The organism is Lautropia mirabilis (genome assembly GCF_900637555.1).
Classification (GTDB): Bacteria; Pseudomonadota; Gammaproteobacteria; order Burkholderiales; family Burkholderiaceae_E; genus Lautropia; species Lautropia mirabilis.
Window position 1 is genome coordinate 199520 of record NZ_LR134378.1, and the last position, 16142, is coordinate 215661.

7 protein-coding genes are annotated in these 16142 nt (G+C 60.6%); all 7 read left to right on the forward strand.

All coding sequences use genetic code 11. The features are described from left to right. Positions 1–9: 9 nt before the first annotated feature. Positions 10–5406 carry a DEAD/DEAH box helicase gene (locus EL249_RS00875; protein ID WP_005674957.1) on the forward strand — a complete coding sequence of 1799 codons (5397 nt, stop codon included), beginning with the start codon at positions 10–12 and terminating at the stop codon, positions 5404–5406. Between the two features lie 5 nt (positions 5407–5411). Then, complete coding sequence (locus tag EL249_RS00880; protein WP_005674956.1) at positions 5412–8249, forward strand: DUF8741 domain-containing protein; 2838 nt, start codon at positions 5412–5414, stop codon at positions 8247–8249. A 102-nt stretch (positions 8250–8351) separates the two neighbouring features. After that, positions 8352–12845, forward strand: a complete 4494-nt coding sequence (locus EL249_RS00885) for an Eco57I restriction-modification methylase domain-containing protein (protein ID WP_005674955.1) — start codon at positions 8352–8354, stop codon at positions 12843–12845. 13 nt (positions 12846–12858) lie between these two features. Continuing rightward, complete coding sequence (locus EL249_RS00895) at positions 12859–13683, forward strand: HNH endonuclease (RefSeq protein ID WP_005674954.1); 825 nt, start codon at positions 12859–12861, stop codon at positions 13681–13683. An 18-nt stretch (positions 13684–13701) separates the two neighbouring features. Further along, positions 13702–14793, forward strand: coding sequence for an Abi family protein (locus tag EL249_RS00900; RefSeq protein WP_005674953.1), 1092 nt, complete (start codon positions 13702–13704; stop codon positions 14791–14793). Between the two features lie 213 nt (positions 14794–15006). Beyond that, a complete protein-coding gene (locus EL249_RS13085; protein WP_005674952.1) occupies positions 15007–15156 on the forward strand; it encodes a hypothetical protein in 150 nt (49 codons plus the stop codon). A 108-nt stretch (positions 15157–15264) separates the two neighbouring features. Beyond that, a complete protein-coding gene (locus EL249_RS00905) occupies positions 15265–16020 on the forward strand; it encodes an ATP-binding protein (protein WP_005674951.1) in 756 nt (251 codons plus the stop codon). Positions 16021–16142 lie beyond the last annotated feature (122 nt).

Consider the following 16142-nt stretch of genomic DNA (forward strand, 5'->3'; position numbering starts at 1 on the left):
ATACCGGCCATGGACGACGTCTTCCAGTTTCGAGACAAACTCATTCAGGAGTATGCACGTTTCTCCCGCAGCTTCGTCCAGATCGCAGCCCCCGACATCAGGAACAAGGTAGAGGAAGAGTACGCCAACGGCCGTTACTGGCCCGAACCGCTCGTCCAGATCAACCCACACTACCAGCGCAGCGGCACGATCCGGGAACTGGTGGACGCCGGGACGCTCCATCCAGGCTGTCTGGGCATTTTCCAGACAGGCAAGACAGAGGGCACCCCTACCCCCCTCTCGCTGTACACGCACCAGAAGGTCGCGTTACACATTGCCCAGCAACGCAAAAGCTACGTCGTCACCACAGGCACAGGATCGGGCAAGTCGCTTTCGTTCTTCATACCCATCATCGACCGCATCCTCAAGGCGCGGGAATCGGACAGTACGGCGCGCACCCGGGCCATCGTCATCTACCCGATGAATGCCCTGGCCAACAGCCAGCTTGAAGAGCTGGACAAGTTCCTTCACGGCTACGACGATCTGGACCGCCCCATCACCGTGGCCCGCTACACCGGCCAGGAGAGCACAGCAGAACGGGAGCGCATCGCCAAATGTGCCCCGGACATCCTGCTCACCAACTTCATGATGCTGGAATACATCCTGACGCGCTATACGGAGACTGACCGGCAAGTCATCGAGCATTGCGCTGGGCTGGAGTTTCTGGTGCTGGATGAACTGCATACCTACCGGGGCCGTCAGGGCGCCGATGTCGCCCTGCTGGTGCGCCGTCTGCGCGAACGGCTGAATGCCGACAGACTGGTGTGCATCGGTACCTCAGCCACCATGTCCAGCGCAGCCAGTGAATCGGAGCGCAACCGGGTCGTGGCAGAAGTCGCCAGCAAGCTGTTTGGCACACGCATCACCGAACACGAGGTCATCGGAGAAACGCTGGAAAGGGTCACAGACGCAAACCGGGATATCGACGCCATACGCCATCACCTGCTCGCGGCTGTCCGGTGCGAACAGTACGCATGGCCCGATTACCAGGCATTTCAGAACGACCCGCTCGCCATCTGGGTGGAACTGACGCTGGGCGTCACCATTCCGGACGACACCAGCCCCATTCGCCGCGCCCGCCCCATAGCCCTGAAAGAAGCAGGCCAGCGACTTGCCAGCGATGCCGGCTGCAGCCCTGACGAGGCCCAGAGCGCCCTGGCGCGCTTTCTGCTGGCCGCCAACGACGTCCGCACCCCACAGGGGCGCCCACCCTTTGCCTTCAAGCTTCACCAGTTCATCAGCGGCCCCGGCATGGTGCTGACCACGCTGGAGCCACGCGATGTACGGCACATCACCCTGGATGCTCAACGCTTCGCACCGGGCAGACAGGAAGAAAACGTCCAGCTGTACCCTGTTCATTTCTGCCGGGACTGCGGCCATGAATACATGCCGGTCTGGCATCTGCCAGACAAGGGCCGGTTTTTTCCCCGGGAGCTCGATGGCTCCACCATCGACGATGAGACCGCACAGCGTGGTCTCCTGTGCATACGAACACCCGGGCTGAACTACACCAGGCCGGAAGATCTCCCCGAAGACTGGATCGATGTCAGCGGAGACACTCCGAAAATCCGCCCAAACTATAGAAATGCCGTTCCTGATCTTGTTGCCGTGACGCCGCAGGGAGAAGGAACATTGTGCGCGGGGAAACTGACGGCGTTCTCCCAGGCACAGCCCGAGTCAGAGGAACCCCAGGGACAAAAAGGCCAGGCATTCTGGTTCATTCCCGGAAAGCTGCGCTTCTGCCTGAGCTGCGGACGAAATTACCCTGCGGTCGGCAAGGACGCCAACCGTCTGTCCAGCCTGTCTGGCGAAGGCCGCTCCTCCGCCACGACCATGATCACACTGGCCGCACTGGAGTACCTGTTCAAACTGCCTGACCCTCAACCGGGACAGCCAGATCCACGCAAGCTGCTGGCCTTTACCGACAACCGCCAGGACGCCGCCCTCCAGGCAGGTCATTTCAACGATTTCATTTTTCTGCTCACACTGCGCGGCGGTCTCATCGGTGCCCTGAAACACAACAATGGCATACTCACTGAAGACACCCTGACGGCCGAGGTTTTCAACGCACTTGGCTTTGACCGTCCGGAAGACTCGGTGCGGGCCGAGTATTTGCGCGACCCCGGACTTCGTGGCCCCAATCTCAGAACCGCACAGGCCGACCTCCGCTTCATACTCGGCTATCGACTTATCCGGGACTTGCGTCGTGGCTGGCGCTTCAACAACCCGAATCTGGAACAGCTGAAGCTGCTGGACATTCGTTACCGTGACCTGCAGGCGTTCTGTGAGGACGAAAGCTGCTTTGCTGACTTCAACGAACTACGGGATCTTCCCCCGGCACAGCGGGTCGAGCTGTATGAGGTTCTGTTCAACCGGATGCGTACGGAACTGTGCATCGAAAGCCGCTACCTGGACGATATCGAACAGGACAAGATCATAACCAGAAGTTACGCAAGCCTGAATGATCGCTGGGCCATCGCTCAGGACGAGCGTCTTGAAACCGGACGCTATCTGGTTCTGGAGAATTACCTGGCCAGCAAACGCAAGCGGCGATATGACCTCATATCCGGATCGGAACGGTCCGGTCTTGTCCGCTCCATCAAGCGAAAGCTCTCGAGCGGCCCTGACCACCTCAGAGACCGGAGCAGCAAATGGCGAGGTGAAAAATGGGCTGCGCTGGTGCGAGACATGTTGCGTGCTGCCGAGAACTACGGGTATGTACAACGGCAGCCCATCGACAAGAGCCTGTTCGGCTGGCGCCTCAACGCATCGCTCATAGACTGGTGCCTGGCACCTGCCCTGCCCGAAGAGCAGCCAGGTCAGCCAAATGCCTACTTCCGTGCACTCTACGAGAGCACGGCCAAACTGCTGGGAACCATCTCGCACCCGCTGTTCGAATTCGAGGCACAGGAGCACACGGCGCAAGTCGACGCCCAGACCAGACAGGTTCTCGAGCAGCGCTTTCGATACAGCCAGAAAGACCAGGACGAATGGAAGTCTCACAACAGGGCGCCACTTGAACGGCTGCCCCTGATGTTCTGCTCTCCCACCATGGAGCTGGGTGTGGACATTTCTGCGCTCAACACGGTATACCTGCGCAACGTCCCCCCAACGCCGGCAAACTACGCACAGCGCAGTGGCCGTGCCGGGCGCTCCGGCCAGCAGGCGCTGGTTGTCACCTATTGCGCGGCCCTGAGCCCACACGATCAATGGTTCTTCCACCGGGCACAGGACATGGTGCATGGCGTGGTAAGGGCTCCCACCCTGGATCTGGCCAACCGCGATCTGGTACAGAGCCACCTGCAGGCAGTCTGGCTGGCGTGTACAAGACACTCACTGGACGACAGCATTGCCGAGCTGCTCGACATGAACGCGCCAGGAAAACCACCCAAACCTGAGCTCATGGCAGCACTGCGGGCGCCTGACGCACAGGCACGCGCGCAGCTCGGAGCCGCACGGGTCATTGAACAGCTGGCTGGAGAGCTGGATGACAGCACGTGGTTCACACCTGACTACGTACAGAATGTCATCGCAGATGCTCCCCAGGCGTTTTCCCGGGCACTCGAGCGCTGGCGCACCCTGTTCGAGGCAACACAGGAGCAGCTCAAGATGGCCCAAAGCATCTCGAGCAGCCACGCCGTCACCGAACAGGAACGCAAGAGTGCCGAACGACGCGCATCTGATGCCCAGCAGCAATTCAACCTGCTTCTGAAACCCGGCAACAGCCAGAACAGCGACTTCTACACCTACCGCTATCTGGCCAGCCAGGGCTTTCTTCCCGGCTACAATTTTCCACGCCTTCCACTGATGGCCTGGGTTCCCGGTGGCGGCCGCAAATCGGCCACGAGTGCCAACGACCACGGTGCCATGGTCAGCCGCCCGCGCTTCCTGGGCCTGTCAGAGTTCGGACCACGCAGCCTCATCTACCACCAGGGCAGGATGTTCCGCGTGGTACGTGCCAAGCTCAGCGCAAGCAACCGCAGCCACATTTCCGGCTCCGTCACACTCACCACACTGGCCTCCCTTGTGTGCGGTCGCTGCGGTTACGGCCATGCCAGCGATCCTGCTTCGCAGCAGGCGCCTGTCGATATCTGCGAAAGCTGTGGCACACCACTGAGTGAAGACAACTGGGTACGCGAACTCTACCGTATCGAAACAGTGGAAACCAGGGCCACCCAGCGCATTTCCACCGATGATGAAGAGCGACAGCATCAGGGATTCGAGCTTCAAACCACCTACCGCTTTCTGCCTGGCCCGGATGGCCGTATCCAAAAAAGGGAAGCCAGCATCCAGATCGAGAGCCCGGACGAACAGACCGAGGAGCTTGGCACATTGACCTACGCCCCCGCCGCACAGATCTGGCGGATCAACCGTGGCTGGCGTCGCCGCCGCTTCAAGCAGCAGCTCGGCTTCCTGATCAACCCCCTCACAGGCAGATGGAGCCCGGAGGAATCCCCCGACGGTGATGACACTGACAATGCCGACGACGAGAAAGATGGCAAGGAAGACAAAATCCCTCCCCAGCGCATCGTTCCCTACGTCGAGGACTTCCGCAACCTGCTGATCTTCACACCAGCGCAGGAACTGGACCCGGAGGCCATGGCGACAGTGCAGGCTGCGCTCAAACGCGGCATCGAGATGGTTTTCCAGATTGAAGAATCCGAACTCGTGGCCGAACCTCTACCCAAGGCCGATGCGCGTCGTGCCATTCTATTCTACGAGGCAGCCGAAGGGGGCGCCGGCGTACTGACCCGGTTGGCCAGCAATCCGGCAGATCTGGCCACCGTGGCCCGTGCTGCGCTGAAGGTCATTCACTACCATGAACCCGCCAGCGGCATCTGGACGCTGGAAGGACTGGCCCAACTGGAAAAAACCACAGTTGACGGCCAGCGCCCCTGCGAAGCCGGCTGTTACCAGTGCCTGCTGTCGTACTACAACCAGCCCGAGCATCAGCACATCAACCGCCGCAACCAGCAGGCACTGGCCCTGCTCGTGGCCCTGGCCAACGCCCGAGTCGCACCAGCCCCGGCCACAATACCCGAACCAGTCAGCAGCCCGCTCACGGGTACGGCGCCAAACGGTACCCCACCAACGGATAACCTGACGGAAGCCTGGCTGACGGCACTCCAGCATGGCGGATACCGGCAACCCGATGCCTGCAATGTGCCTGTCAGCGATGGCAAGGCCATGGCAGCAGCCCAGTACAAGGCAGCCCGCACACTGGTATTCCTGGCAGCCATGGATGAAGAGGTGCGAAACAGCCTGCTCGACCGCGGCTGGCAGATACTGCTGTTTACTGACCCGGCACGATGGCATGAACAGTTTGCAACCCACCCCGAGGTGTTTGGCACCCCTATCAAGGAATAAGCACCATGAACGCGCTCGAACACAGTTTTCAGCCCGGCAGCCTCGTCCGTGCCCGCGGTCGCGAATGGGTGGTGCAATCCGAATCTCGCCCGGACTGGCTTCGCTTGCGTCCACTCAGCGGCGCCGATGATGAAAGCATTGCACTGATTCCGGAACTTGAGCTGCAGCCCGTCGAACCCGCCACCTTCGCCTGGCCCAGGCCTGCCCTGGCCGGCAACCACGCAGGTGCGCTGCTGCTGCGCGACGCTCTGCGCCTGACCCTGCGTGCCGGAGCAGGGCCTTTCCGGTCATTCGGCAACATTGCCGTGGAACCCCGCAGCTACCAGCTGGTCCCGCTGCTGATGGCCCTGCGCCTGTCCACCGTACGTCTTCTGATTGCCGATGACGTGGGGGTGGGCAAAACCATTGAGGCCGGCCTGATCGTCCGTGAACTGCTGGACCGCGGCGAAATTGCCCGGCAGGCCATTCTCTGCCCGCCACATCTGGTCGAACAGTGGCAGTCCGAACTGGAAACCCGCTTCAACCTGCAGGCCATCGCCCTGACCTCAGCCACGGCAGCACGCATCGAACGCAATCTGCCTCATGGTGTCCGGCTGTTCGACCATCACCCAGTGGTTGTGGTCAGCCTGGACTACATCAAGAGCGAGCGGCACCGTGAACAGTTTCTGGCAGCAGCCCCCGAATGCATCATCGTCGATGAGGCACATACCTGCGCCAGCAATGGCGCTGGCAAGCAGCTGCGTTTCGAGCTGCTCAAACGACTGGCAAAGGATGAGCACCGCCACCTGATCCTGCTCTCCGCCACCCCACATTCAGGCGACGAATCTGCCTTCTACAACCTGCTGTCACTGCTCAACCCCCGTTTTGTGGAGCTGCAGGGGCATAACCGGGCCGAAGATCCACTGCGCCAGGAACTGGCACGACACTTCGTACAGCGCCGCCGCAAGGACATCGCCGAATGGCAGTCCGAAACCCATGATGGCAAAGGCCTCCCCCGCCGCATGACCACCGAGCTGACCTACCGCCTCAGCGGCGGCTGGGGAGAATTTTTCGATGCCGTGCAGGACTATTGCCGCGACCTGGCAGAGGCCGCGGAACAACAGGAAAGCCAGAACGGCAACCCCGGCGGCCCCCGTCTGGTCTGGTATGTAACTCTGGCACTGCTGCGCTGCGTGGCATCATCTCCTGCCGCGGCCATCCGGGCACTGAGCCGGCGTCTGGACGGCCATATGACAACGGATGAGCTGTTACCGGAGGATCTGCTGCAGGATGCCCGCCTCGACGACGGCCAGGCTGATGACCTGTCCGCCGACGACCAGGAGCCACCTGCCTTGCTACAGGAGGCCAAGCCACGGCTACAGGCCCTGATCCGTGACGCCGAACGCCTGTCCGGCAAAGCTGGCGACCCCAAACTGGCCACGCTCATCCAGCATATCGGGCAGTTGCTGAAGGACGGTTTTCGGCCGGTGATATTCTGCCGTTACGTAGCCACAGCCCATTATGTGGCTGAGCACCTGAAAAAAGCTTTCCCCAGGGTGGGCGTTGAAGCGGTCACAGGTGAACTCACACCCGAAGAACGCCGCGAGCGCGTCGGGAGCCTGGAAGAGGCCGAGTCCCGCATTCTGGTTACCACCGACTGCCTGTCCGAAGGCATCAACCTGCAGCATCTGTTCACGGCGGTCGTGCACTATGACCTGACCTGGAACCCCACCCGCCACGAACAACGCGAAGGCCGGATTGACCGCTTCGGGCAGCAGGCAGAAGAAGTACGCTGCACCATGCTGTACGGCGAAGACAACCCGGTGGACGGCTTTGTGCTCAACGTCATTCTGCGCAAGGCCGAGGCCATCCGCAGGGAGCTGGGCGTGCTGGTCCCCATGCCCGAGGATGATACGTCCATCAAACAGGCCATGATCCGTGCAGCCCTGATGAAGCGGCGGGAGCACATGCACTCCCCCCAGGCCAGCCTGGACTTTGGCGATACCGAAGAAGAGCTTGCCCCCCTGCAGGTCAAATGGCGGGACGCCCTGGACAGAGCCAGGACCAACCGTACCATCTTTGCCCAGCGCACCATCCGCCCCGAGGAAGTATTGCCTGAATGGCAAAAGCAGCAGCAGGCACTGGGCACCCAGCAGGATGTGCAGCGCTTTCTGGAAAGTGCCTGTGTGCGATTGGGTTCCCCGCTGGAAAAGGGACGCAACAGTGGATCCGCTGTTTTCATCGCCAGCAACCTGCCGGAAGCACTGACACTTCGCCTGAAGGATGAAAGCATCCTGAAAGACAACAGCAAACAGGCACAAACACTGTCCCTCAACCTGAACGAACTGCACCGCAGCCACCCTTTGGTAGGGTTGCTGGCGCAGTACCTGCTGGAAAACGCGCTCGACAGCGAGAACCCAGTGGCAGCCCGCTGTGCTGTAACACTCACCGAAAATGTAGAGGTGGTAACTACCCTCTACCTGCTGCGCCTGCGTCATCAGCTCAGCTATGTGCGACGTCGTGAACCCTTCCAGATGATGGCCGAAGAAACCATCACCCTGGCAGTGCGCGGCCGTGTCAACCCGACATGGGAGTCTGGCGACAGCACCAGCCAGCTGCTGGCATGCAAGCCCAGCGGCAACCTGCCCGTCGAAACCATTCATCGGGAAATTCACGCCGCCCTGCAGTTCCTGACAGACCATCCGGAACAGCTGGAAAAACTGGCCCACGAACGCGCCAATACCCTGCTGGCCGATCACCAGCGCGTCCGCGAGGCAGCCAGGGATGTGGGGCAGTACAAGGTTTCTCCCTGTCTGCCCGTGGATGTCATGGGTGTGTATGTTCTGCTGCCGGATTCACTCTGATGGCCACCAGACGCACCATGAATGCGAAAACCCGTATCCCTGGCCCAACCAAAGGCAGCTACCGGAAAGCCACAGACACCACTGGCAAGGACAAGCCCTGACATGAAACGCACCCGCAAGACCGAGGCTGCCCTCTCCCTTCCTGCCACGCTGACACTGGAAGGTGGACTTTTCCTGCCCGATCAGGTTCAAAAGGCCACGCAGGGCCTTGCCAGCGCCCAGCAGGATGCTGACTACCGGCTGCCCAAGGGCCTCAAGGCCAAGGATGAATACAGCCGCGCCTTCCAGATTGCCTGCGCCCAATGGCAGGACTTTGCCCAGCAGCTGGAACGGCGGGACATCGACGCTACCCAACTCACCACCCGCTTTGTGCAGGAGCTGCTGCGCGACGCCTTTGGCTACAACCTGCGTCCGGCACGGCCACTGGAAGTGGATGGACGGCGTTACCCGGTCAGCTTCCTGGCAGGTAATCTGCCCATTCTGGTGGCGCCCCACACACTGGGGCTGGACGACGCCGACGCCAGCATGGCCATCGAAGGCAGCGGCAGCCGCCGCAAGACCCCTTTCCAGGCCATGCAGGAACTGCTCAATGCCAGCGAATCGCTGCTGTGGGGCATCGTCAGCAACGGCAGGCAGCTGCGGCTGCTGCGTGATGCCGCGTCGCTTACCCGCCCGAGTTTTCTGGAAATCGACCTGGTCGACCTGCTGGGCAGCAAACACTACGCCGAGTTTGCCAATGCATGGCGGCTGCTGCATGCCAGCCGGGCACTTACAGATACCCAGAATACGTCCTGCATCTGGGAACGATGGCGCCACGAGGGTCAACAGGAAGGTACCCGGGTACGGGATGGCCTGCGCAACGGCGTCGAAAAGGCATTGCTCACGCTGGGTGAGGGTTTTCTGCAGCATCCATCCAACGACAACCTGCGTGCTGCGCTGGACAGTGGTCAACTGGGTCGCGACGCCTACTTCCAGCAACTGCTGCGGCTGGTGTACCGGCTGATTTTCGTGTTCACCGTGGAAGAACGCGGGGTTCTGCACCCGCAGTGGAATGACCCCGAGACGAAGGCTGCCCGCCGCGCCTACGCCGAAGGCTACGCACTGGCCCGACTCCGCAACTTCAGCCTCAAACGTCGCCCCCGCAACCGGCACGATGACCAGTGGCAGGCCATTCGCATCGTCTTCCGGGGGCTGGACCAGGGCGAGCCCCGGCTGGCCCTGCCCGCACTGGGCGGCCTGTTTGCCGCCAGCCAGTGCAAGGACCTGGACGCCGCCAGTCTGGACAATGCTCACCTGCTCGAAGCCCTGAAAGATTTACGCTGGGCACGCCCCCCTGGCTCAGACAGCCTGGTGCCCGTAGACTACCGCAACATGGGGCCAGAAGAGCTGGGCAGTGTATATGAAAGCCTGCTGGAGCTGGTCCCCACGGTGGATGTCCATGCCCGCTCATTCGACTTCGTGGGCAGAACCGACGCAGCCAGTACGGCAGGTAATGCCCGCAAACTGACCGGCAGCTACTACACCCCCGACAGTCTGGTGCAGGAACTGATCCGCAGTGCACTCGAACCCGTCATCGAGCAGCGGCTTGCTTCCAGCCCCGCAGCACCGGAAGCAGCCCTGCTGGCCATCCGCGTCATCGACCCGGCCTGTGGCAGTGGGCACTTTCTGCTGGCCGCTGCCCGGCGTCTGGCGGAAAGGCTGGCGCTGCTGCGCAGTGTGGCCAGCGGGTACGAGGGGGCCATCCGGCCGAAGGACTACCGTCACGCCCTGCGTGAGGTCGTGGCACACTGCATCTATGGCGTGGACCGCAACCCCATGGCCGTCGAGCTGGCCCGCATGGCACTGTGGCTGGAAGGGTTTGAAGAAGGGCGCCCGCTGGACTTTCTGGACCACCACCTGCAGGTGGGCGACGCCCTGCTGGGCCTGACCAATCTGGATGCCCTGACCCGAGGTATTTCCAAAGACGCTTTCAAGCCCCTGAGCGGTGATGACCGGGAAGTGTGCAAGGCACTGACCAAAACCAATGCTGTCGCCCTCAAACAGCTGACCAGAGACTTGCAGAGCCAGCAGATGCTGCTGGGTATGGACAACACGTCCGGCCTGCAGGCCATGCGCGCCATCGAAGACATGCCCACCAACACGCCGGAGCAGGTCAGTATCAAGGAGACCCGCTGGCTGGAATTCATGCAGACTGCCGCACAAAGTCCGCTGGCACAAGCCGCAGATGTGCTGGTGGGCGCCTTCCTGCTGCCCAAGACCACGGACAGGGGCGCAACCGTACCGACCAGCGCCACGCTGCATACCCTGCTGACCACCCCCAACGACATCACGGGTCCTGCCGCCGATGCGGTGGCAGCAGCCCGCGCCGCCTGTGCCGAGGCACGCGTACTCCACTGGCCCCTGGCGTTTCCGCAAGTGTTTACTCCCCGCGGCACCGAGGGCCACCGGGGCTTTGACTGTGTGCTGGGCAACCCACCGTGGGAGCGCATCAAACTGCAGGAAGAAGAGTTCTTTGCCACCCGCAACGCCGACGTGGCAGCGGCACGCAACAAGGCAGAGCGCAGCCAGCGTATCCAGTGGCTCAGCGAAGGCCGGCTGGCGCAGAACCTGCACTTCGGCCGCACACCTGCACCAGACGGCGCACCACAGCTGCAACACGCAAATGGCCCTGACGAGGCCGAGAGGCGCCTGTACCGGGAGTTTGTCACTGCCCGCCGCACAGCTGAGGCCACGAGCCTTTTCGCCCATGTAAGCGGAAGCGAGGGGGGACGCTACCCGCTCACCGGCGTGGGCGATGTAAACACCTATGCCCTGTTTGCCGAAACCATCCTGCAAATTCACGCCCGGGACGGCCGGGCCGGCTTCATCGTGCCCACAGGCATTGCCACCGACGACAGTACCAAGGCCTACTTTGGCCACATCACGCAGTCGAAGCGGCTGGTCAGCCTGTACGACATCGAAAACCGCGAAGCGGTATTCCCTTCTGTGCACCGCAGCTACAAATTCTGCCTGCTCACGCTGGGTGCTTCCGAACAGGCCGAATTTGTCTGCTTTGCCACCCAGGTCAGCCAGCTGGCGGACGAGCGCCGGCGGTTCACGCTGACACCGGAAGACTTCCGGCTGATCAACCCCAACACGCTGACCTGCCCGGTGTTTCGCAGCAAACGCGATGCCGAACTGACCAAAAAGCTCTACCGGGCAGCACCGGTCCTGATACGTGATGCCTACGTCGAAGGTAAGGGCAAGCATGCCAGGGAGGTTCCAGCGCAGAATCCATGGGGCATTACGTTCCAGCGAATGCTGGATATGGCAAACGACAGCCATCTGTTCGAATACCAGAACAACCCGGAACCGGGCAGCAGCGCAACAGACACGAAGCGCCTGCCCCTGTACGAGGCAAAACTGATTCATCATTTCGATCACCGCTGGGCCACTTACACAACCGACCCAAATACTGGCACCGTAGCCAGCCGGGATGTGACCCTGCAGGAAAAACAGGATACGTCCTTCAGCATCACGCCCCGGTACTGGGTGCCTGCCCGTGAAGTCTGGCTGCGACCGGCAGATCTGCCGGACGAACTGATGCGCGCCCTCAAGGCAGACGATGGGCACGCCACCGTACTTGCCGTCACCAAAGTGCTGTTTGGGCGCCACCTGACCGCTCTGCACGAGGAGGCTCCGGGCACAGCAGCACTGGCCGCCTGGGAAAGCTTTGTTGACCTGCACGCTTATGCCAAGGATATCGACCCCGAAGAGCTGGGAGTCAAACCGCTCAAGAAAAACGCAGGCGGCCTGCTGGACGAAGGTCTACCCCTGGCCGAACAGCAACTGCTGCGCCTGGCCGATGAAGCCAGTAACCTTCCCATGCCACCCGCAGGGCTGAGCAGCGAAGAAAGCGCACAACGACTGGCGGAGCGCTGGCTGGAGGAAAGCTGCCCGAAATGGTTGATGGGGTGGCGGGATATCTGCCGGGCAACGGATGAACGGACGGTGATTGCTTCGGTTTTGCCGGCGGTGGGTGTGGGTCACACCATGCCTCTGCTAACAACGGTTTGGGATGCCCGCCAAACATCCGCGCTTCTTGGCAACCTGTGCTCCCTTGTACTGGATTTCTGCGCGCGAGTGAAGATCGGCGGCACACACCTTACCTACAGCTATCTGAAGCAGTTTCCGGTCATCCCACCCGAACGCTACACTGAACCCGATCTTGATTTCATCACGCCCCGCATTCTTGAGCTGACCTATACCACCAAGGACATGGCTCCTTGGGCCACGGCCCTTATCAGCGGATGGAAGCTGGACAATGGCAACTGGAAGCCAGGCACCCCGGAGCCCATCCGTCGATCACCCTTGGCTCCCTTCCCTTTCGACCCTGCACGACGCGCCATCTTGCGTGCAGAACTCGATGCATACTACGCCCGCCTCTATGGCCTGGACCGCAACGAGCTGCGCTACATCCTGGACCCGGAAGACGTGATGGGCAACGACTACCCCAGCGAAACCTTCCGCGTGCTGAAAGACAGGGAAATCCGGGAGTATGGGGAATACCGCACCCAAAGGCTGGTGCTGGAGGCCTGGGACAGACAGCATACCTGACAGACGCATCACCATGAACGAAACCCTGATTGCCCACGTAGCCACGAACAACGGGTTCGACATGGCCACCCCGGCAGGAAACGGTAGCATCACGCTGACCACGGCACGACATGAAACCCGGGCCGTCATAAGCCCGTGGCTTACGGGGATAGGGGTCATCATTCAGTCGCCATACCCCAACCTGGTGGCAGAACTTGCCCGCAGCGTACCTCCCTGGCCATCCAGAAACGACCAGTTCCATCTGGCAGATCTGGAGCAACTGGCGGCATTTTTACGAAGAACGACCCAGCTCTCAATGGCATTCCGTAAACAGCAGGGAGCGGCCATGCACATTGGCCATTCTTCAACTTCCGATGCCATCCCGGCCCCCCAACCAGAAGCGCCCCCAGACATTAACAGCCAATCACCCACGCTTTCCGCAGAAACGGAGATCGAGCGCATCCGTCGGGAACGAATTGGCCAGAACATCTATCGCAAAGCACTCATGGAATACTGGCGAGGCGCCTGCGCTGTCACTGGAATCACGCTGCCCGAGGTACTGCGCGCCAGTCATGCCAAGCCTTGGGCGGAATGCACCCGCGACGCGGAGCGACTGGATGTATTCAATGGTTTTCTGCTGGTGGCCAATCTCGATGCCCTGTTCGACCGTTTTCTGGTCAGCTTTGATGATCAAGGCAAGCTGATGGTCAGTCCACGATTGTCTGCCGTAGAAATGCAAAAACTTGGACTGACCCAGGGCATGAAGCTGCGCTGGGTAGAAAAACAACACCTTCCATACCTTCACTGGCATCGCAATCAGTTTATACTGGCAACAAGTAATCACGATGTGGCGCCATAATTCGCCAACACACTCGATATGATTTACACCAAGGCCTGGAAAAGCTATCAGGAACAGCTTGACCTACTCGTATCCAGAGGTTTGCTTGTGACTGACCCCAACCTTGCCTTGCAGCATCTGGAGAGAATTGGTTATTACCGGCTGAGTGGGTACTGGTATGCATTCCGTGAAAGAAGTGCTGTGGCGTGCCCACTCGACAACAACCTCAGGAAACCCAGTAAGGTCACTGAAACACGTATTACCCTGGACAGCTTCATCCCTGGGGCATCCTTTCATGATGCGGTTGCCCTGTACATCTTTGACAAGAAGCTCCGAATGCTGGTGATGGACGCGATGGAGCGCATTGAGATTGCACTGCGTGTCGATATTTCCCATACGCTCGGCAAGCTTGATCCGTTTGCGTACCTGAAGCCAGAGCTGCTTCACGAAGACTTCAGCATCAAGCTCGACAGTACCCGAGGAGTTACCGAGCACCATACCTGGCTGGGCAAGCATGCCCAACTGATTAGCCGCTCAAAAGAACATTTCATCGACCACAACAAAGAAAGGTATGGCCTGCCGATCGCCATATGGGTTGCCTGCGAAGTATGGGACTTCGGTACGCTGTCCAAGCTTTTTGGCGGCATGCGTGAACGTGACCAGGACGCCATTGCACAAAAATACGGCATCGGCAATGGGCGAGTATTCGCAAGCTGGCTCAGGAGCCTCAACCATTTGCGCAACATCTGTGCCCACCATGGGCGCCTGTGGAATCGCAATATCAGTGACCAGCCCAGGCTTCCCAATAAAAGGGGCTCTGCTGGACCAAAAGCTCACCTGTCAACGTCAACCGGTGGAGAAGGCCACACCAAGCAGCACCTCGGCAATCCTCCGTGGGTCAAGCACTTCGAATCGGACACACACGCCAGGGCACGTTGCTATGTTTTGTTAATTATTGTCAAGCACTTGTTGGCAACGATCTGTCCCAACTCCAGCTGGCCAGACCGCATGAAAGCGCATCTGGACGCCTTCCCTCCACTGGATCACGTCGGGCTGAACCTAAGAGGCATGGGTGCACCGGACGACTGGCAGGCCATTTGGGATGGGCCAAAAAAGAACCCCTCAGCGTGAACAGTACAACCTAGTTCACGAGAGGGGCCGTGTTGAGAGTAAGGTTAGCCTACTTTGCCCCCCAAGTCAATGCTAACGTTCCTTGCCCATCCCTGCATTCCCCGCAGGGGTATCGGGTACGCAACGCCCCCTGAATCCATAGTCCCTGCCCTTATGAACTCGGCCCCGATGCTTCTCTTCTGCCCACCGGCCCCTCCTTGACCACATCACCTTATGAAGATGAGCACCCGCGAGCTGGAAACCCTGATCCTGCGCCAGAACCGTGCAGCCCTGCGCTGGGACAACGAACCCATCGATCAGCCCCTGAGTACGCTGAACGAGGCACGCATTCGCCAGTTCGTGCAGACGGCGGGGCTTTCCTAGGACAACATCACCAACACGCTGGACAAACTGGGCCTGCTGCGCGACGGCCGTCCCGTCAACGCCGCCCGGCTGTTCTTTGCCGATGAACCCATCGAGCTTCGCTGTGCCGTGTTCGCCACCCAGACCAGCGCAACCATTCTCGACCGCCACGACTTCCACGGCACGCTGCTGGAACTGATCAATGAGGCCCAGAAGTTCGTCCTGAAGAACATCCACATCGGCATGCGACTGGATGGCATGCGCCGGGTCGATGTCCCCGAAATTGCCGTCCCGGCACTGCGGGAAGCCATCATCAACGCCTTCTGCCACCGCGACTGGCGCGACCCGGACTATGTACAGGTCGCCGTTTATCGTGACCGGGTCGAGATCCGCAACCCCGGCGAACTGTACGAGAACCTGACGCTGGAAGAACTCCGTCGGGGCGGCGTATCACGCCGGCGCAACCCGCTGATTGCCGACCTGCTGCGCCGTATCCATCTGGTGGAAGCCTGGGGCCGTGGCGTGCCGCTGATCCTTGCAAACGCTCCCGATGTCACTTTCCGGGAGGTGGCCGGGCTTTTCATCGCCAGCTTTGCACGGCCGTCGGCCCGGCATGCCGGGGCAGAAAGCGCCCCCTCGAAAACTACCCCGAAAACTGCACCAGAACAGCAGGTCCGGCGGCGCCAGAAGACGGGAGAAACCCTGCTTCAGATACTTCGGCAACAGCCACACCTGAGTACAAGCGAGCTGGCCCAGATGACCGGATTGAGCCAGGATGGCATCAAGTACAACATCAACCAGCTCAAACGCACCGGCAAGCTGGTTCGCCATGGCCCTGCCAAAGGCGGCTACTGGGAAGTCACGGACAAATCTGGCGACGAGTAGCCTTGGCCTGCCCTTTACTACGGTGTCTCATGGAAGCAGAGGCTAGTAAAGGGATTACGGCCAACTTGTTGATTTATATGTTTTCTTTACCCTGAATCCAGTCAGGCTTCAGTAAAGCCCCC